The sequence below is a fragment of the uncultured Acidovorax sp. genome, assembly GCF_964021665.1.
GTDB lineage: Bacteria > Pseudomonadota > Gammaproteobacteria > Burkholderiales > Burkholderiaceae_C > Acidovorax > Acidovorax temperans.
The window spans coordinates 38601-57252 of the sequence record NZ_CAXIAK010000003.1; the positions used below are offsets into that span (position 1 = coordinate 38601).

The following is an 18652-nucleotide window of genomic DNA, read 5'->3' on the forward strand; positions in this document are numbered from 1 at the left end:
CGCTTATTCATCAAGCGCTAGTGGCCAATTTTGCTTAAAGACCGAAGTACCAGCGGGTGGAGTGGAAGAACACGGGGGCGGCGAAGCACAGCGCGTCCACGCGGTCGAGCAGGCCGCCCGCGCCGGTGACCGACATGCCCTGCATGCCCCAGCTGGTCACGCCCCGGTCGCGCTTGAGGGCCTTCATCACCAGATGCCCCAGGCTGCCTGCAAAGCAGGCCAGCAGCGCCATGCCCAACGCCTGCCCCGGCTTGAATGGGGTAATGAACGACAGCAGCCCGCCCGCCAGCCCCCCGGCGGCCACGCCGGCCAGCCAGCTTGCCCACTGAAAGCTCTGGCTCACCTGCGGCGCCACCGGCTTGTGCGGGAAGCGCTGCCCCACCAGGTGCTGCACCAGCATGCAGGTCTGCACCACAAACACCAGGAAGAAGACCAGGAACGCGCCCTTTTCGCGGTAGCCAGGGAAGTCCAGCAGAAGCAGCGCGGGCACATGGCTCATGCCGTACACGCAGACCATGATGCCCCACTGCAGCTTGGCGTTGCGCTCCAGAAAACGCTCCGGGTCGTTGGCCAGTGCGCTCACCACCGGCAGCGCCAAAAACACGTACACCGGGATGAACACGGTGAATAGGTCGAACATGCGGCTGCCCACGATGGTGAACTGCAGCGGCAGCACCACAAAGAAGGCCAGCACCAGGCTGCGGTGGTCGCCCCGCCGCGTGGGCGACAGCGTGATGAATTCGCGCAGCGCAAAAAAGCCGACGATGGCAAACAGCACCGTGGCCACTGTGTCGCCCAGCGCCCAGCCAATCCAGAACACCGTGGCCATCACCCACGAGGTCTTGATCAGGCCCCAAAAGCGCTTGACCTCCTGCGCATGCGCTTCGGCCTGCGGGTCGTCGCTGGCGTGCTCGCGCAGCGAACGGAAAAACCCCCACAAGGTGGCCAGCGAGAGCACGCCAAACACCACGATGAACAAGGCACCGATCTGCTGCGAGGCGGTGAGGTTGCGCAAAAAACTATTCATTCCAGGAATCCCATATCGACCCATTCAATGCTGCCTTTGCAGTGGGCGCTGCCCCTGCCGGGGACGCCGAGCAAAGGCCGCCCTGCAGTGAGGGCGTCGTCCCCCCTCGGGGGGAAGGCGCAAAGCGACTCAGGGGGGGCTTCATTTCATACCTCGCGCAGGGCCATCACCGCGCGGCGGGCACGGTCGAGAAAAGGGCGGCGCTCTTCCCCCGGTTCCAGCGCAATCGGCGCGCCAAACGTCACCGAGCACAGGATGGGCACCGGCACCACTTCGCCCTTGGGCATCACGCGCTGCACGTTGTTGATCCACGCGGGCACCAGCACCACGTTCGGGAACATCTGCGCCAGCTTGTACAGGCCCGACTTGAAGGGCTGGGGCTCGTCGCCATGGCCGCGTGTGCCCTCAGGGAAGATCACGATCGAATCCCCGCTCTCCAGCGCCCGCACCAGCGGTGCGAGCGGGTCGCTGTCAGGCAGCGCAGCGCGCAGGGCTTCGGGCGAGGGCGGGGCGGCGGGCTCGGGGGCCGGGTCGGGGCCACCGGGGGCGGCGGTTTCTGCGGCGCTGTCCAGCGCCGGGGCGGCGTTGCCTGCAGCCTCCGCGGCCGGGGCTGGCGTGCGCGCAGGGCTGGCTTGCCGGTCCACATACACCGCGTTGAACACGGCGGTGGTGATCCACTGCTTGAAGGGGGTTTTGGTCCAGTAATCCTTGGCGGCGATGGGCCGGGTGATGCTGCGCAGCTCTTCGGGCAGCGCAGCCCAGATCAGCACCATGTCGGCGTGGCTCTGGTGGTTGGCAAAGTAGATGCGCTGCTCGGCCTTGGGTGGGCAGCCGTACCAGCGCGCTTGGGAGCCCGTCAGAAACCGCACCACGCCGAGCAGAAGGTAACTCATTAACTTGGCAAGCATGGCGGGGATCATACGGGCAGGGGTGCGGTGCCTGCCCGCTGTGCAGGCCCTAGAATGCGCGCCCCACCTTGCGCCCCGGCGCGGGTGGGGCGCCACGCCCGGTGTTGCACGGTCGGCTCCAGGCATTTCTTGACGAACGCAGCCGCAGGGCGCGCCTTACCTGCGCGCGCATCGCCACGCTGTGGCAAGCCCTGGCTGCGTTGAACACAGGCTCATTGGTGGGGTTTCATTCCATGGTGAAAAGTGATGGGTTTGTTATGGGACGCCGGGGGGCGCTGCGCGTGCTGGGGGGCATGGCGGCAGGGCTGGGCGTGGGCGCCTCGGTGCAGGCGCAAACGGCCGGTGGTGCCGGTGGCCTGGGCAGCAGCGCCCTGCAGGCCGTGGGCCGCTTGTTCAGCCGCCCACAGGGCAATCTGCTCATCGTGGGCGGTGGAGACACCCCGTTGAGCGTGCAGCAGCGCTTTGTGGCGCTGGCCGGTGGCCCTGAAAACGCGCGCATTGCCGTGCTGCCCATGGCGAGTTCCCGGTCAGACGAAGAAGCGCAGGAAGTGGTGCGCGACCTGGAGGGCCTGGGCGCCCGGGCCCAGGTGGTGGAAATCCGGCCCGCCGATGTCAACAGCGCTGCTGTGGCGCAGACGCTGGAGAAGTTCAGTGGCTTCTGGTTTTCTGGGGGAGACCAGTCGCGCTTGTCCGCCCTGCTGGTGGGCACGCGCGCACTGCAGACCATTGAGGCGCGCTACCAGGCCGGCGCGGTGGTGGGCGGCACCTCGGCCGGGGCTTCGGTGATGAGCCGGCTGATGCTGACCGGCAAGTGGCGCACGCCGCGCAATTCCGATGAAGAGGAGCAGGTCAACATCGCACGCGGCATGAAGGAGCTGGCCCCGGGCTTCGGCTTCTTCAAGGGCGCCATCGTGGACCAGCATTTCATGCACCGCGCCCGCTACAACCGGCTCATCAGCGCGGTGCTCGACCACCCCCAGCTCATTGGCGTGGGCATTGACGAAGAGACCGCCCTGCTGGTGCGCGCAGACGGCCAGTGGGAGGTGCTGGGCAACTACTACGTCAAGATTTTTGACGCCCGCCGCGCGCAGATCGTGGACGACCGGGGGCCCATGGCCAAGGCCGCCGACATCCGCATGCATGTGCTGCCTGAGGGCGGGCTGTTCGACCCGCGGCGGCGCCGGGTGGAATTCCAGGAGGTGAACATCCCCTGAGCGTGCGACCTACGACCCTGCGCTACACCCCAAGGCGGCGTGGTTGCATCAAGGCAGTTCAGCGCTGCCCATCCGCGCCAGGATGGTTCGCGTGCGCCCCGCCAGATACGCCGAGCCAGGCGTTTTCTCAAACCGTTTGGGCGCGGGCAGCATCACGGCCAGGCGGGCTGCGTCGGTGGGGGTGAGCTGGGCTGCGCTTTTCTTGAAGTAGTGCTGCGCAGCGGCCTCGGCGCCAAACACGCCCTCACCCCATTCCACGTTGTTGAGATAAATCTCGAGAATGCGCTCTTTGCTCAGGATCTGTTCCAGCAGCAGCGTGAGCACAAACTCCTGCCCCTTGCGCAGCAGCGTGCGTTCGCCCGAGAGCAGCAGGTTTTTGGCCAGCTGCTGCGTGATGGTGGAGCCGCCGCGGATCTTGGGCGCACGCACCGGGCGGTCGGGGGCGCGGATCTGGGCCTTGGCGATTTGGGCCTCGGCCTTGGCATTGCGCTCCCAGGCCTTTTCAATCGCGGCCCAGTCCACGCCCTCGTGGTTCACAAAGCCATCGTCTTCCGATGCGATGACGGCGCGTTTGAGGTGGTCGGAAATCCTGCCGTAGGGCACCCACTGCTGGCGCCAGGGCACGCTGCCCTTGCTGGTCAGCAGTGTCCAGGCTTCCGAGCGCTGGAAGGTGGTGGATTCGGGGTTGATGGCTGCCATGGCCGCAATGCGCAGCACAAAGAACAGCTGCAGGCCCACCAGGGCCAGCAGCACCAGGCCCAGCCAGCGCAGCAGCGCTTTCATGGCCTGGGCTCCAGGGTTCTGCAGGGCGTGACGGGCAGGGCGCGCATGGCTGGGTCAGTGCGGGGCGCGGCGCAGTTCTTCCAGCACCTGGGCCGATGGCGGGCGCACGCCGCGCCAGATGGCAAACGCCTCGGCGGCCTGTTCCACCAGCATGCCCAGGCCGTCGCGCGCCACCGCGCCGTGGGCTTGGGCCCAGTCCAGAAAACCTTGCGCAGCGGGGCCGTACATCATGTCGTAGGCCAGGCTGCCGGGGCGCAGCACGCTGGCGGGCACGGGCACGGCATCGCCCGCCAGGCTGCTGGCAGTGGCGTTGATGATCACATCAAAATCGCCCACTAACGCTTGCGGAGCAAGCGCCAGCAGCTCTGCTTTTTGTAGCGCCGCCAGGGCGCTGTGCGAGGCCACCAGCGCCTCGGCCTTGGCCACGGTGCGGTTGGCAATGGTGATGTGGCGCACGCCAGCCTGCAGCAGCGGGCCCAGCACGCCGGCGGCCGCACCGCCCGCACCCACCAGCAGCACGCGCGCGCCTTGCAGGGGCACGCCCGCGTTGCGGGTGATGTCGGCCACCAGGCCCAGGCCGTCGGTGTTGTCGGCGTGGATGCTGCCATCGGGTTGCAGGCTCAGTGTGTTGGCAGCACCGGCCAGGCGCACGCGTTCGCTGCATTCGCTGGCCAGGGCCGGGGCCTCGAACTTGAAGGGCACGGTGATGTTGCAGCCGCGCCCGCCCTCGGCGATGAAGTCACGCACGCCTTGCGCAAAGCCGTCCAGCGCGATCAGTCGGCGCTCGAAGCGCAGCTGCTGGCCGGCGAGTTCGGCAAAGCGGGCGTGGATGGCGGGCGAGCGGCTGTGGGCTACGGGGTTGCCCATCACGCAGTACAGGTCGTAGGGGAGCGTCGAAGAGTTCATGGGAACAACAAGGGCTGCATGCAGGGGGCAGGCCAGGGCTGCCGCGAAGCTGGCTGCGCCAGTCCACAGGTGCCTGAAGGGGGTTACCGCACGCTGGTTTCTAGGGTCTGTTCGCGGGTGAACTTGAAGCGGGCCACCATGGCCACCTGGTCGGCCTTGGCGCGCATTTCGGGGGTGAAGCGGCCAAACGGCGCGGCGGCGCGGGCAATGGCTTCGGCCCGGCGGTCCAGCGCGGTCTTGCCCGAGCCTTGCACCACTTCGGTAGAGAGCACGCGCCCGTCGTGGTTGACGGTGACGATCATGATCAGCTCGCCATACAGCTTTTTGCCGCCCTGCTCGGGGAAGTTCTCGGTGCCCTTGTCTTCCACCTTGCGGCGCAGCGCGTCGTAGTACACCGCGTAGGCTTCCTCGCGCGTGGCGGGGCTGATGTAGCGCTTTTTGGGGCGCGAGTTTTCTTCGTTGATGCGCTTTTCAATCTCGGCCAGCAGCTTCAGCAACTGGCGGCGCTTTTCTTCCTGCGACATCTGCTCGCCGCTGTCGCTTTGCTTGCGCGGGTCGGGCTCGGGCATGGAGGCCAGCTGCTTGCGCAGTTGCGTGAGCAGCTGGGTTTGCTGCTCCTGCATGGCGTCCATCTTGCGCTGCATCTCTTCAAAGTCGTCGCCCACCGCCGTCAGGGCCGAGTAGGGCAGGGGGCTGGTGGCGCGGCCCTGCGCGGCATCGCCGCCGCCCGCCAGGTTGGACTGGGCGATGGCCTGGGCCTTTTCGGGCCGCTCGGTGGACTTGGCATTGACCAGGATGACTTCCAGCGGCGTGTCCTGGAACACGCGGTTGAAGCCCTCGGGGTCGATGAAGCGCACCGAGAGGAGGGCCGCGTGCACGGCCACCGACACGCCCAGGGCAATCTGCAGCGTGCTGAAGGAGCGGAAAAGCGAGCGGATGTTCACGGCGTCGGATTATCGGCGTTGGCGGGTGCGGTGCTGTCGGCTTCGTTCACATCCACGGCGATGGCGATCGGGCCGGCCACGGCGTCTTCGTCGCCCTCGTCCTCCACCACGGCATCGTCGCTGGCGTCGTTCGGGTCGTCCAGGCGTTCCACCACCGTGCCGTGGATGTCCAGGGTGATTTCATCCACCTCGCCCAGCCGCACCTTCAGGCGCGCGCCGCGCGGCAGGTTTTGCGCGCCCAGCACGGGGAAGACCAGCGGAATGTCGTCCGCCCGCACCAGAAAGCTGCCACCCGGCCCTTCCTTGATGACGGCCGCCGTGAGCTCGGTGATGTGGTTTTGCTCGATGTACTTGAGCGTCCAGAAACGCTCCATGCCTGCCTGGTAGCCGTTGTAGGCGCTGTAGGCCGCATCAAAGCTGCTGATGATGGAGAACAGGTCTGCATCCTTGGGCTTGAACGGTGCGGCCAGCGCAGCCGTGGCGCCGTGGCGGGCGCAGGCAATGATCTGCCACTGGTTGACCAGATCGGTGTAGCGGCGCAGTGGCGACGTGGCCCAGGAATACGCTTTGACGCCAATGCCTGCGTGCGGCAGCGCCTTGGTGCCCATGCGCACCTTCACGCCGGGGGCCATGCTGGCCTGGCTGCGGTAGATGCCGGGCACGCCCAGCTCGGCCAGCCAGCTGCCCCAGGTGCTGTTGGCCACGATCATGGCCTCGGCCACGATCAGATCGAGTGGCGCACCGCGCTGGCGCACGCTGATTTGCACCTGCTCGTTGCCTGTGGGCTCCGCGCCGTTGTTGCCGACGAGGCGGAAGTTGTAGTCCGGCCGGTTGAAGTTCTCGGGCTTGCCGCGCACCACCTCGCGGCGGGCTTTGAGTTCTTTGGCAAGGCGGTATAAAAATGATAGCTGCCCGCGCAGGTCAGACAAGCGCTGCGGGTCGTTTTGGTGCTCAAACGCTGGGTTGGTGAGCCATTCTTCCGTCACCACGCTGTCGAGCTGGTCATGGCGCAGGTTGGCGGCCACGTGCACGCGCTCCAGCTTGGTCTCGGAGCCTTTGAACTCCAGCGTGGCTTCGTCGATGGTCACGTACAGCGACACGGCCGGGTTGGCGCGGCCTTCATCCAGCGTGTAGGTCTGCACTACCTCGTCGGGCAGCATGGTGATCTTGTAGCCCGGCATGTCCACGGTGGACAGGCGGGCGCGGCCGAGCTGGTCGATCGCGCTGCCCGGCTGGATGGCCAGGCCCGGCGCAGCGATGTGGATGCCCAGCACCACGGTGCCGGTGCCCAGGCCCTGAACGGACAGGGCATCGTCGATTTCGGTGGTCTGCGAGTCGTCGATGGAATACGCCTGCGCGGGCGACAGCGGCAGCTCGTCGGCAATGACAGGTGCCGTGAGCGCGGGAAAGCCCGTGCCCTTGGGGAAGTTCTCGAACAAAAAGCGCTTCCAGTGGAACTGGTAAGCCGAGTCAATGGCGCCTGCCTTTTGCAGCAGATCAAGCGGCGCGGTGTGCGTGGCGCGGCTGGCCTCGACCACGGCCTTGTATTCGGGCGCGTTCTTGTCGGGCTTGAACAGGATTTTGTAGAGCTGGTCGCGGATGGGCTGGGGGCATTCGCCCCGGCCCAGGGCTGCGGCCCATTCGTCGATTTGCGCGAGGATGGCCTTTTTCTTCTCGATGGCGGCCAGGGCTTGCTGCAGGATTTCTGCGGGCGCCTTCTTGAAGCGGCCCTTGCCTGCGCGGCGGAAGTAATGCGGCGCCTCGTACAGGCGGAACAGCGCTCCCGCCTGCTGGGCCAGCGTGGCGTTTTCCGAGAAATAGTCGCGGGCGAGGTCGGCAAAGCCGAAATCGTCCTCGGGCGCGAATTCCCAGGCCAGGTCCAGCTCAATGGTTTCGGCCACGGCCTGGGCCTGGGCGATGAGTTCGGCGGGGGCGGGCTTTTCGAACTTCAACAGAATGTTCGCGGCCTTGACCTTGACCCGCTTGCCCGAATCGAGCTCAACCTGGGCCGAGGTGTCGGCTTCGGACAGGATACGTCCGGCCATGAATTTGCCGGCTTCTTCAAACAGTGCATGCATCGGGGGATTCTCCCATGGCTGTCTGCCCGCCCCGCACGGTGCAGACCCGGCCAAGCCGGGTGAAATGAAATGCTATTGAATTTGTAGCTGCTGACGCTTGTTGGATAAGCGTCAGAGGCACTTTATGCCCAAAGCCTTTCTGGCGCCCCTATGATCGCCACCCTGGCGCAGCCTGCGCCCCGTGGTGGGCTGGCGGCGCCGCCTCGTTATTTGTCTTTTGATTTCTGACCCTTGCGCATACCCCAGACGATGCCGTTTTCTGCCCTCAACACGCTGCTGGCGGTGCTGGCCGTGGCGCTGCCCTTCCTGTTCGCGGTCACGGCGCCGCCGTCTCCCAACTTCTGGCCGCTGGTGTTTTCCTGGGCGTGCGGCCTGGCACTGGCTGCCTGGGGGCTGGTGCTGGGGGCGGCGGTAGTCACCCGCGCCCAGTGCGTGCGCCTGGGCAACCGTGCCGGTGGCGCGCTGGCGTGGGGGCTCTTGCTGGCGGCGGTGCTGGGCGGCGTGGTGGGGCTGTTGCAGTACCTGGGCGCAGAGCCCTGGGGCTTGCCGTGGATCCATCCATCCATACCGGGTGAGGCGGTGGGCAACCTGCGCCAGCGCAACCAGCAGGCATCGCTGATGGCGCTGGGCGTGTGGTCCCTGCTCTGGCTGTGGGTGCGGGCCGAGCGGGTGCAGCGCCCCCAGTGGGGCATGGGCATGGTGCTGGGTGGGGCGCTGGCGGTGCTGGCAGTGGCCGCTGCCGCCACCAATTCGCGCACCGGCGCGCTGCAGTGGCTGCTGATGCTGGGCTTGCTCTGCCTGTGGCGCCGCACCGATGCACGCAAGGCCATCGCCCTGGTGCTGGTGGGCATGGTGCTGTATGTGCTGGCCGCCTGGGCGCTGCCGCAGGTGCTGCTGCAGGTGAGTGGCATACGCATTGATGGGCTGTTCGACCGGTTCTCCAACACCTCGGGCGCCTGCGGCGCACGCCGGGTGCTGTGGTCGAACATGCTGCACCTCATCTCGCTCAAGCCCTGGACGGGCTGGGGGTGGGGGGAGCTGAGCTACGCGCACTACATCACGCTGTTCCCTGAAGAGCGCTTTTGCGTGCTGCTGGACAACGCCCACAACCTGCCCCTGCACCTGGCGGTGGAGCTGGGCCTGCCCGCCGCGCTGCTGCTGTGCGGCGGCGTGCTGGCGTGGCTGGTGTGGTCGCGCCCCTGGCGCGAGACCGACCCCGTGCGCCAGCTGGCCTGGGGTGTGGTCGCCGTGGTGGGGCTGCACAGCCTGCTCGAATACCCGCTGTGGTACGGCCCCTTCCAGGTCACTACCCTGTTTGCGCTGGTGTTGCTGTGCTGGCGGCGTGCGCCGGGGCGTGGTGTGCCCGAGGCGTGGCGGTGGCTGGGCAGCAAGCTGGGCGATGTCACTGTGGGGTGGGGCTTGGGGGCCGCCGTGTGCCTGATCGGCGCCGCCGTGCTGGGCATGGCTGCCTACCAGTACCGGGTGGTGAGCCAGCTCTACAAGCCGGTGGCCCAGCGCCCACCCACCTTGCGCGATGTGCGGGCCGTGCCCCAGCCCAAGGGGGTGCTGTTTTCTGACCAGGTGCGCTTTGCCTGGCTCACCACGCAGGATTTAACGCCCGCCAACGCGGCCCAGATGCACGCCGTGGCGCTGGATTTGCTGCATTTCTCGCCCGAACCCCGGGTGATCGAGAAGGTGGTGGACGGCGCCCTGGCCTTGGGCCGGGTGGACGAAGCGGCTTGGCACCAGCAGCGCTACCGCATTGCCTACCCGAACGACTTCGCCCGCTGGCAGGCGCGCCACGCCAATGCTGCCAGCGCGGCCAGCGCATCGGGCGTGCAGTAGCCGTCGTCATGCCAGCCGCAGGAAGCGCGTGATGGGCTCCAAGTGCTCGGTGAAGTCGCTCAGGGCATGGTCGCCGCCTTCGAGCAAACGCAGCTCGGCCTGCGGGTAGCGGGCCACCATCTCGCGCCAGTCCAGCACTTCGTCGCCCTTGGCGATGATGGCCAGCTCGGGCGCAGCAGGTGGGCGGCCGCGCACATCCAGCGCCTGCAGCTCGCCGATGTATTCGGGCAGAAAGTAAAAACGCTCGGCCGGGTCGTGCCAGCTGGTTTGCTCGCCGATGTAGCGCGCCAGGTCGCGGGCCGGGTCCACAGCGGGGTTGAGCATCACGCTGGGGCAGCCTGCGTCTTGCGCAACCCAGCTCGCATAGAAGCCGCCCAGCGAAGAGCCGATGACCGCCATGGCGCCCCTGGGCCAGGATGCAATGCCTTGTGCTACCAGCGCCATCGCGGCCTGGGGCGAGGGCGGAAGCTGCGGGCACCAGAAGGTGACGGCCGGGTGGTGCTGCGCCACATGGGCCGCCATTTGCCGTGCTTTGGCCGAAGAGGGCGATGAACGAAAGCCGTGCAGGTACAGAAGGTACGTGGTGGTCATGGGCGCGTTGAAGGGTGTGTGCGGAAGACGCAGGGCAGGGGAATCACTGCTTTTGGCGGGCCTGAGCGGGCATAAGATGTCTAGCCACGAAGACCCGGCACTGTGCGGGGTCTGTTGAGCCGCCAGCACCATGACTGATTTTGCCCCGCTTTCTGCAGCCAGCGCTCCCTTGCATGCGGGCCGTCAACGAAGCGACGCTGCGCGCACGCCGCAAGCTGGTGGCGCTGGCCGAGGCGCTGGATCTGCGGGTGGACGCTGGCTCGCCCGCTGCCCGGTTGCTGAAGCTGCCCCCGGCGGCGCAAGACGCCACCGCGCAGGACGACGCCCTCAGCCCCCTGGAACTCAAGCCCAGCGAAGCCAAGCCTTTGCCCGCTTTGCTGGCGTCGCAGGCGGGCGGCGCGGTGTCGGTCGCGCAGGTGAACGAGGTGCTGGCTGCTGGCATCCAGGACATCACCAACGCCATGGTCGAGAGCTTTCAGCTCAACGACGTGCTGCGCATGATCCTGGAGACGATGTTCCGCGCTCTGGGTTTTCGGCGCATGGTGTTTTGCCTGCGTGAGGCGCGCACCGACCAGCTCACCGGCCGCTTTGGCCTGGGCGAAGGCAGCGAAGCCGTGGTGCGTGCCATGAAGGTGCCGCTGAACGTGCCCGGCGATTTGTTCACGGCCGTGTGCCTGCGGGGCGCCGACACCCTCATCAACGATGCTACAGAGCCCCGCATCAGTGCGCGCTTGCCCCGGTGGTACGTGGAACGCGTCAACGCCCCCTCTTTTCTGTTGCTGCCGCTGCAGATGAAGGGGCAGCCGTTTGCACTCATTTATGCCGACCAGGCGGTTCCTGGCGGCATCGTGGTGGACGACAAGGCCCCGGGTTTGCTGCGCACCTTGCGCAACCAGGCGGTGATGGCCTTTCGCCAAGCGGGCTGACTTCCCGGCGCAGCCGTCAGCCCGATAATTGGGGGATGGCCGCCGTTTTTGAAAAAACCTCTCTCCTGCAACGCATATTGCCCCTGTTTCGGGGGTTTGACCTGCCCTTGCTGTTTGTCGTGCTGTTGCTGGCAGGGGCAGGCCTGGTGGCCATGTACTCGGCCGGTTACGACCACGGTACCCGCTTTGTGGACCACGGCCGCAACATGCTCATTGCCGGAACCATCTTGTTTGTGGTGGCGCAGGTGCCGCCCCAGAGGATCATGGCATTTGCCGTGCCCTTGTACGCCGCGGGGGTGGCGCTGCTGCTGGCGGTGGCGCTGTTTGGCATCACCAAGAAGGGCGCGCAGCGCTGGGTGAACCTGGGCATCGTCATCCAGCCCAGCGAGATTCTGAAAATTGCCATGCCCCTGATGCTGGCCTGGTGGTTTCAAAAGCGCGAGGGGCAGTTGCGCCCGCTGGACTTTGTCGCTGCCGGGGCCCTGCTGGCCGTTCCGGTGGGGCTCATCATGAAGCAGCCCGACCTGGGGACCTCGCTGCTGGTGCTGGCGGCGGGGCTGTCGGTGATCTTTTTCGCGGGCCTGTCGTGGAAGCTGGTGCTGCCGCCCGTGGTGCTGGGGGGCATCGGCATTGCCCTCATCGTGTGGTTTGAACCCCAGCTGTGCGCGGACGGCGTGCGCTGGCCGGTGCTGCACGACTACCAGCAGCAGCGTATCTGCACCTTGCTGGACCCCACGCGCGACCCGCTGGGCAAAGGCTTTCACATTATTCAGGGCATGATCGCGATTGGCTCTGGCGGGCTCACGGGCAAGGGCTTCATGGCGGGCACGCAGACCCACCTGGAGTTTATTCCCGAGCGCACCACCGACTTCATCTTTGCGGCCTATTCCGAAGAATTCGGGCTGGCTGGCAACCTGTTTCTGATCGTGTGCTTTTTGCTGCTGATCTGGCGCGGGCTGGCCATTGCCATGGGGGCCGGCACCTTGTTCGGTCGCCTGATGGCGGGCGCTGTGTCGATGATTTTCTTCACCTATGCGTTTGTGAACATGGGCATGGTCAGCGGCATTCTGCCGGTGGTGGGCGTGCCGCTGCCCTTTGTCAGCTACGGGGGCACGGCCATGGTCACCCTGGGGCTGGCGCTGGGCATTCTCATGTCGGTGGCGCGCGCGCAGCGCCAGGAGCCCGCCAAAGCCCGTGCGCCGCTGTAGCGCGATGCGCCGGTTTTGCCGGGCGATGCCCTCAGGTGATGCAGGGGCGGGGTCAATACCCTTGCCTCGGGGGCTGTCCTGAGGTTACAACCCGGGGGCGTGTTTTCACTAACCCCTGGAGGTGCTCCCCATGGCGGCAAAGTTCGAGCTCAAGAAAACGTCCAACGACAAGTTTGTTTTCAACCTGCTGGCCTCAAACGGGCAGGTGATCTTGACCAGCGAGACCTACGACTCGCGCGCCAGTGCCTTGCAGGGCATCGAATCCGTCAAAAAGCACGCGCCTGATGATGCCCGCTTCGGGCGCCTGAGTGCCCGCAACGGCGCACCCTACTTCACCTTGAAGGCGGGCAACGGCCAGGTCATCGGCCAAAGCCAGATGTACTCCGGCGCCAAAGCCCGCGATGCCGGCATCGAGGCCGTGCAGCACCATGCCCCGGTGGCGGTGCTGGTGGACCTCTCGGCTTCGCAGAGCGCATAGCGCATAGCGCAGTTTTCCCCTGCGGCGGTGCGGGTGGGGTTGCCCGCCTAAAATGCGGCGATGACCTTTCGCTCCTCTACCGCAGCGCCGCAGCGCGCATCCACCACCCAACGCATTGATGTCGCCCGTGAACTGCTGTTGACGCCTTTTGGGCTGGACGAGAGCCACCTGGCCCGTGCGCTGGCGGAAATTCGTGCCCACCAGGTGGACGATGCCGATCTGTACTTCCAGTACACGCGCAGCGAGGGCTGGAGCCTGGAAGAGGGCATTGTGAAGACCGGCTCTTTCAGCATTGACCAGGGCGTGGGCGTGCGCGCCGTGAGCGGCGAAAAGACCGCCTTCGCGTATTCGGACGACATTTCGCTGGCTTCGCTGCTGGACGCCGCGCGCACCGTGCGTGCCATTTCTTCTGTGGCGCAGACTGGCCGTGTGCGCGTGCCCGCCAAGAAGATTGCCACCAGCCGCAGCCTTTACCAGGGTGTAGACCCCATTGCTTCGCTGGACAGCACCGCCAAGGTGGCCTTGCTGGAGCGCCTGGAGCAGCGCGCCCGCGCCAAGGACCCCCGCGTGGCACAGGTAATGGCAGGCTTGGCCAGTGAGTACGACGTAGTGCTGGTGGCCCGTGCTGATGGCACGCTGGCCGCAGATGTGCGCCCGCTGGTGCGCCTGTCGATCACCGTGATTGCCGAGCAACACGGCCGCCGCGAAGTGGGCTCGGCCGGCGGCGGTGGCCGCTTTGGTCTGGCGTATTTCGATGACGCACAGCTGAGCAAGTATGTGGACGAGGCGGTGAACGCTGCCTTGACCAACCTGGAATCCCGCCCCGCTCCGGCTGGTGAAATGACGGTGGTTCTGGGTGCGGGCTGGCCCGGCATCCTCCTGCACGAAGCCGTGGGCCATGGCCTGGAAGGGGACTTCAACCGCAAGGGCTCCAGCGCTTTCAGCGGCCGCATCGGCCAGCGTGTGGCCGCCAAGGGCGTGACGGTGCTGGACGACGGCACCATTGCCGACCGCCGTGGATCGCTGAATGTGGACGACGAGGGCAACCCCAGCCAGCGCAATGTGCTGATCGAAGACGGCATCTTGAAGGGCTACATCCAGGATTCGCTCAACGCCCGTCTGATGGGCGTGGCCCCCACGGGCAATGGCCGCCGCGAAAGCTACGCCCACATCCCCATGCCGCGCATGACCAACACCTACATGCTGGGTGGCGACAAGGATCCGCAGGAAATCATCGCCAGCATCAAGAAGGGGCTGTACGCCAGCAACTTTGGTGGTGGCCAGGTGGACATCACCTCGGGCAAGTTCGTGTTTTCTGCCAGCGTAGCCTACTGGGTGGAAGACGGCAAGATCCAGTACCCCGTCAAGGGCGCCACCATCGTGGGCAGCGGCCCTGAATCGCTCAAGAAGGTGACCATGATCGGCAACGACATGCGCCTGGACAGCGGCGTGGGCACTTGCGGCAAGGAAGGCCAAAGCGTGCCTGTGGGCGTGGGCCAGCCCACCTTGCGCATCGAAGGCCTTACCGTGGGCGGCACGGCCTGACCACCTGACGACCGGGGTGCGAGGGCGGGGCTGCCAGTGCAGCTGTTGCGCATTGGCTGCACCCTGGCCATTCAGGGGTTTTGCGCTGTAACAATTTTTGCGGCGCGCAGCACAATCGGCCTATGCCGGCTTCGCGCACTTTTCTGTCGCAAAGTTTCCAGTCGTTTGGAGACATCAGCCGCTTTTTGCGCGAAGGCGTTGCCGACGAAGATTCGCGCCAGCTGCGCGACAGCTTGGGTGCTTTGTCCAACGCGATCGAAGAGGCCGTGCGCATTCGGCGCACCAGCACAGACACCCAACTCATCCACCGCACCGCAACGGCCCTGTTTCAGGGCGTGCGAGAGCACCAGCGGCTGCTGACAGGGCTGGGTTCCGGGTGGCACACCCTGTACGAGTTTGGGGTGTACCAGCGGGCGCTTTGGGAGCTGGGCCAGTCGGTTTCCACCTGGAAAGAGGCCTTGGAGCTTCGCCACTCCAGCGAAACCGAGCACTTTGACAAATTTGAGTTGCTGGCCTGGCGCACGCTGGGCGAGGCCTTGCTGCTCATCGACATGTATGAGCAGGGCAGCCGTGGCGAGGGAGGGGCGGAGCCTCCAGTGCCCTCCCGCAGCCGGTCTTGGTGGCAGCGCGCCTTGCGCTGGTTAGGGCGCTGAGGCATTGCTGCATGCGCGCCCCCTGGGTGAAGGCTGACGCGTATCCACGCCCGGAGCATGGCCTTCGCCCTCGGCGGTTCAGGTGTGGTTTTTTCGGCCCAAGTTTGCGCAAGCTGCTTGCAAGACCACCCGGGGGCTGTGCTACATTGAAAGCCATGCAAGTTCGCAGCGCGTTTTATTTTTGGTTTTTTATCTCGGTCCTAGGCGGATGAGAGGAAAACGCGCAAGTAACTGAAGCACCCTCCCCATACCAACCGCCGCAGCTGCAAAGCCCGGCGGTTTTTTGTTTTTCAGCCCCCTTTTTTCACTTTTTCCACCTTACGAGGACGACAACATGAGCTTGCAAGCCACCCCCGCCAGCGATGCCTGGTACCGCAGCGTCGAGAAAACCAGCCAGACCGACGACGAACGTATCAAGGACATTACCGTGCTGCCTCCTCCAGAGCATCTGATCCGCTTTTTCCCCATCAGCAACACGCCGGTGGAAGGGCTCATCAGCCAGACCCGCAAGAACATCCACAACATCATGGCGGGTGATGACGACCGCCTGCTGGTCATCATCGGCCCCTGCTCCATTCACGACCCTGCGGCTGCGCTCGACTACGCCCGCCGCCTGAAAGTGGTGCGCGAGCAGTACAAGGACACGCTGGAGATCGTGATGCGCGTGTACTTCGAAAAGCCCCGCACCACCGTGGGCTGGAAGGGCCTGATCAACGACCCCTACCTCGACGAAACCTACCGCATCGACGAAGGCCTGCGCATTGCGCGGCAGTTGCTGATCGACATCAACCGCCTGGGCATGCCCGCGGGCAGCGAGTTCCTGGACGTGATCTCGCCCCAGTACATCGGCGACCTGATCGCCTGGGGCGCCATTGGGGCGCGCACTACTGAAAGCCAAGTGCACCGCGAGCTGGCCTCGGGCCTGTCCGCCCCCATCGGCTTCAAGAACGGCACGGACGGCAACATCCGCATCGCCACCGACGCCATCCAGTCGGCCAGCCGCGGCCACCACTTCCTGTCGGTGCACAAGAACGGGCAAGTGGCCATCGTGAACACCAGCGGCAACAAAGATTGCCACGTGATTCTGCGCGGCGGCAAGGCCCCCAACTATGACGCCGCCAGCGTGGCCGCTGCCTGCAAGGACCTGGAAGCCGCCAAGCTGCCCGCCACGCTGATGGTGGATTGCAGCCATGCCAACAGCAGCAAGCAACACGAAAAGCAGCTGGACGTGGCGCGCGACATTGCCAGCCAGATTGCTGGTGGCTCGCACAGCGTGTTCGGCGTGATGATTGAAAGCCACATCAACGCGGGTGCGCAGAAGTTCACCCCTGGCAAGGATGACGCCAGCGCGCTGGAATATGGCAAGAGCATCACCGATGCCTGCCTGGGTTGGGACGATTCCCTGGTAGCCCTGGCAGAGCTGTCGGCCGCAGTGCAGGCACGCCGCTCGCGCTGAGATGGTTGGCGGGGGCGATGTGCCGACAGGGAAAAAACCCAGGCCATCGCCTTTTTGAACCGTGTAAGCTCAGTCTGCAAGAGCGTGGCGCGTGCGGGGTGGGTGGCACGGGCCACCGCCCTCTCACCGCCCCCAACATTCCAACGAGGTAACCCATGCAGAGTGAAGTTTCGGTCCGCTTGGCCGACGACCAGGAGTTTCGTTTCGACCTGACCAGCGCGGAACCCATGGCGCACGAGGCGGGGCGCCGCTGGCTGGACGACCAGTTCACCTCCCTCGACTGCGAACCCCTGCGCGCCAGCGGCAAAGTGCTGCTGGCCGACAAGGTGCTGACCGTCGCGCAGGCCGCCGGTGCCCACCTGCTTGCACAGCCTGACTGGGGCCAGGCATTTGCCCGCGCTGCCAGTGCCGCCTTGGCCAGGAAGGTGATCCGGGTCGATGTGCCCGCCATGGCCGTCACGTACTGAACGCAGCCCCGAGCGTGCCGGGCAGGGCATATGCCCCTGTGCAGTGCCTGCGGGTTTTGAGATCAAAATAGCTGCTAGCGCTTATCCGTAAAGCGCCAGCAGCTATTGTTTTTATAGCGGTTGGTTGGCCAGTGTTTCAAGCAGGCGGGTGTGGATACCGCCGAAGCCGCCATTGCTCATGCACACCACGTGGTCGCCGGGCTGGGCGGCCTGGGTGATCTGGTCCACCAGCGTGGCAATGTCGGGGGCCGTTTGGGCGCGTTGGCCTGGGCCGACGCCCAGCGGGGCCAGGGCGTCAGCGGCGTCCCAGTCCAGGCCGGCGGTGTGGCAAAACACCAGGTCGGCGGGTTCCAGCGCCCAGGGCAGCTGGCTTTTCATGGCGCCCAGTTTCATCGTGTTGCTGCGGGGCTCAAACACAGCCAGGATGCGTGCCTTGGCTCCCAGGCTGCGGCGCAGGCCGTCGAGCGTGGTGCGCAAAGCTGTGGGGTGGTGGGCAAAGTCGTCATACACGGCAATGCCGCGCACCGTGCCACGCAGCTCCATACGGCGCTTCACGTTCTGAAACTGGCCCAGCGCGGCAGCCGCCACAGCGGGTTCCACGCCCACGTCGTGCGCAGCGGCCATGGCGGCCAGGGCATTGAGCTGGTTGTGCATGCCTGTCAGCGCCCATTCCACCCGCGCCACCTTGCGGCCCTGGTGCAGCACATCAAAGGCTTGTGGATCACCCTCGGCGCTGAAGTCGCTCACCGCTGCGCCAAAGCTGCTCACCTGGCTCCAGCAGCCGGTATTCAGCACGCGGGTCAGGCTTTCTTCCAGCCCATTGGCAACCACGCGGCCCGAGGGCGGCACGGTGCGCACGAGGTGGTGGAACTGGCGCTCAATCGCCGCCAGGTCGTCAAAGATGTCGGCGTGGTCAAACTCCAGGTTGTTGAGCACCGCCGTGCGGGGGCGGTAGTGCACAAACTTGCTGCGCTTGTCGAAGAAGGCGGTGTCGTATTCATCGGCCTCAATCACAAACAGTGGGCGCTGTGCTTGCGTGCCGGGGCCGGGCGCGGGGCGTTGATTTGCACCGAGCCGGGCCGAGATGCCAAAGTTCAGCGGCACGCCGCCGATCAAAAAGCCTGGCTGCAACCCGGCGCTCTCCAGAATCCAGGTCAGCATCGACGTGGTGGTCGTCTTGCCGTGCGTGCCCGCCACCGCCAGCACATGGCGGCCTTGCAGCACATGCTCGGCCAGCCATTGGGGGCCGCTGGTGTAGGGCAGGCCTGTATCCAGAATGGCTTCCATCAGCGGAAACTTCGGGCTGCCATCGGCCAGCCGCGCACGGCTGACCACGTTGCCCACCACAAACATATCCGGTTGCAGCGCGAGCTGGTCGGCGCCGAAGCCTTCGATCAGCTCAATGCCCAGGGCGCGCAGCTGGTCGCTCATGGGCGGGTACACACCGGCATCGCAGCCCGTGACCTTGTGCCCTGCCTCGCGGGCCAGGGCTGCCAGGCCGCCCATGAAGGTTCCGCAAATTCCGAGTATGTGTATGTGCATGGCCGGGGATTCTAATGAGGGCCTGCTGTGCCATGGAGCCGGGTCGGCGCTCAGGCCAAGAGCCCGCACCCCTGCGGTGCC

General features: G+C 65.9%; 17 protein-coding genes. 9 read left to right on the forward strand and 8 right to left on the reverse strand.

Annotated features, from left to right (window positions below; translation table 11 throughout):
• Positions 1-34 precede the first annotated feature (34 nt).
• Both AADJ04_RS01185 and AADJ04_RS01190 read right to left on the reverse strand, forming a co-directional pair.
• Complete coding sequence (locus AADJ04_RS01185) at positions 35-1027, reverse strand: phosphatidate cytidylyltransferase (RefSeq protein ID WP_341238477.1); 993 nt, start codon at positions 1025-1027, stop codon at positions 35-37.
• Between the two features lie 146 nt (positions 1028-1173).
• Positions 1174-1935: a lysophospholipid acyltransferase family protein gene (locus tag AADJ04_RS01190; protein ID WP_198845875.1), complete on the reverse strand. Its 762-nt coding sequence runs from the start codon at positions 1933-1935 to the stop codon at positions 1174-1176.
• Between the two features lie 257 nt (positions 1936-2192).
• Here AADJ04_RS01190 and AADJ04_RS01195 point away from each other — a divergent pair, with 257 nt between their 5' ends.
• Positions 2193-3149 carry a cyanophycinase gene (locus AADJ04_RS01195; protein ID WP_341238478.1) on the forward strand — a complete coding sequence of 319 codons (957 nt, stop codon included), beginning with the start codon at positions 2193-2195 and terminating at the stop codon, positions 3147-3149.
• Positions 3150-3197: 48 nt separating this feature from the next.
• Here the strand turns inward: AADJ04_RS01195 and AADJ04_RS01200 are convergent, their stop codons facing one another.
• The 4 genes from AADJ04_RS01200 to AADJ04_RS01215 form a co-directional block, all read right to left on the reverse strand.
• On the reverse strand, positions 3198-3932 hold the full coding sequence (locus tag AADJ04_RS01200; RefSeq protein WP_341238479.1) for a transglycosylase domain-containing protein: 735 nt from the start codon (positions 3930-3932) through the stop codon (positions 3198-3200).
• A gap of 54 nt (positions 3933-3986) precedes the next feature.
• Positions 3987-4838, reverse strand: a complete 852-nt coding sequence (gene aroE / locus AADJ04_RS01205) for a shikimate dehydrogenase (protein ID WP_341238480.1) — start codon at positions 4836-4838, stop codon at positions 3987-3989.
• 83 nt (positions 4839-4921) lie between these two features.
• Positions 4922-5782: a TonB family protein gene (locus AADJ04_RS01210; RefSeq protein WP_341238481.1), complete on the reverse strand. Its 861-nt coding sequence runs from the start codon at positions 5780-5782 to the stop codon at positions 4922-4924.
• Positions 5779-7860, reverse strand: coding sequence for an RNB domain-containing ribonuclease (locus AADJ04_RS01215; RefSeq protein ID WP_341238482.1), 2082 nt, complete (start codon positions 7858-7860; stop codon positions 5779-5781). Before AADJ04_RS01215 ends, AADJ04_RS01210 begins: the two co-directional genes overlap by 4 nt.
• A 249-nt stretch (positions 7861-8109) precedes the next feature.
• Here AADJ04_RS01215 and AADJ04_RS01220 point away from each other — a divergent pair, with 249 nt between their 5' ends.
• Positions 8110-9705 (forward strand): Wzy polymerase domain-containing protein, encoded by a 1596-nt coding sequence (locus AADJ04_RS01220; RefSeq protein WP_341238483.1) that lies wholly within the window; start codon positions 8110-8112, stop codon positions 9703-9705.
• Positions 9706-9711: 6 nt separating this feature from the next.
• On the opposite strand, the gene AADJ04_RS01225 is transcribed toward AADJ04_RS01220, so the two are convergent.
• Entirely contained in the window at positions 9712-10296 is a 585-nt protein-coding gene (locus AADJ04_RS01225) for a YqiA/YcfP family alpha/beta fold hydrolase (RefSeq protein WP_341238484.1), read from the reverse strand.
• A 173-nt stretch (positions 10297-10469) separates the two neighbouring features.
• Between AADJ04_RS01225 and AADJ04_RS01230 the strand changes: the two genes are divergently transcribed.
• From AADJ04_RS01230 to AADJ04_RS01260, 7 genes are all read left to right on the forward strand, one after another.
• On the forward strand, positions 10470-11222 hold the full coding sequence (locus AADJ04_RS01230) for a GAF domain-containing protein (RefSeq protein WP_341238485.1): 753 nt from the start codon (positions 10470-10472) through the stop codon (positions 11220-11222).
• A gap of 35 nt (positions 11223-11257) precedes the next feature.
• A complete protein-coding gene (rodA, locus tag AADJ04_RS01235; protein WP_198845870.1) occupies positions 11258-12430 on the forward strand; it encodes a rod shape-determining protein RodA in 1173 nt (390 codons plus the stop codon).
• Positions 12431-12560: 130 nt separating this feature from the next.
• Positions 12561-12908: a YegP family protein gene (locus AADJ04_RS01240; protein ID WP_044401667.1), complete on the forward strand. Its 348-nt coding sequence runs from the start codon at positions 12561-12563 to the stop codon at positions 12906-12908.
• A 60-nt stretch (positions 12909-12968) separates the two neighbouring features.
• A complete protein-coding gene (gene tldD, locus AADJ04_RS01245) occupies positions 12969-14453 on the forward strand; it encodes a metalloprotease TldD (RefSeq protein ID WP_341238486.1) in 1485 nt (494 codons plus the stop codon).
• Positions 14454-14575: 122 nt separating this feature from the next.
• Positions 14576-15106 (forward strand): hypothetical protein, encoded by a 531-nt coding sequence (locus AADJ04_RS01250; RefSeq protein WP_044401661.1) that lies wholly within the window; start codon positions 14576-14578, stop codon positions 15104-15106.
• Positions 15107-15440: 334 nt separating this feature from the next.
• Positions 15441-16562: a 3-deoxy-7-phosphoheptulonate synthase gene (locus AADJ04_RS01255; protein WP_198845866.1), complete on the forward strand. Its 1122-nt coding sequence runs from the start codon at positions 15441-15443 to the stop codon at positions 16560-16562.
• Positions 16563-16717: 155 nt separating this feature from the next.
• Positions 16718-17029 (forward strand): hypothetical protein, encoded by a 312-nt coding sequence (locus tag AADJ04_RS01260; RefSeq protein WP_341238487.1) that lies wholly within the window; start codon positions 16718-16720, stop codon positions 17027-17029.
• Positions 17030-17140: 111 nt separating this feature from the next.
• Here AADJ04_RS01260 and mpl read toward each other — a convergent pair whose 3' ends face one another.
• Positions 17141-18571, reverse strand: a complete 1431-nt coding sequence (gene mpl / locus AADJ04_RS01265; RefSeq protein ID WP_341238488.1) for a UDP-N-acetylmuramate:L-alanyl-gamma-D-glutamyl-meso-diaminopimelate ligase — start codon at positions 18569-18571, stop codon at positions 17141-17143.
• Positions 18572-18652: the final 81 nt, after the last annotated feature.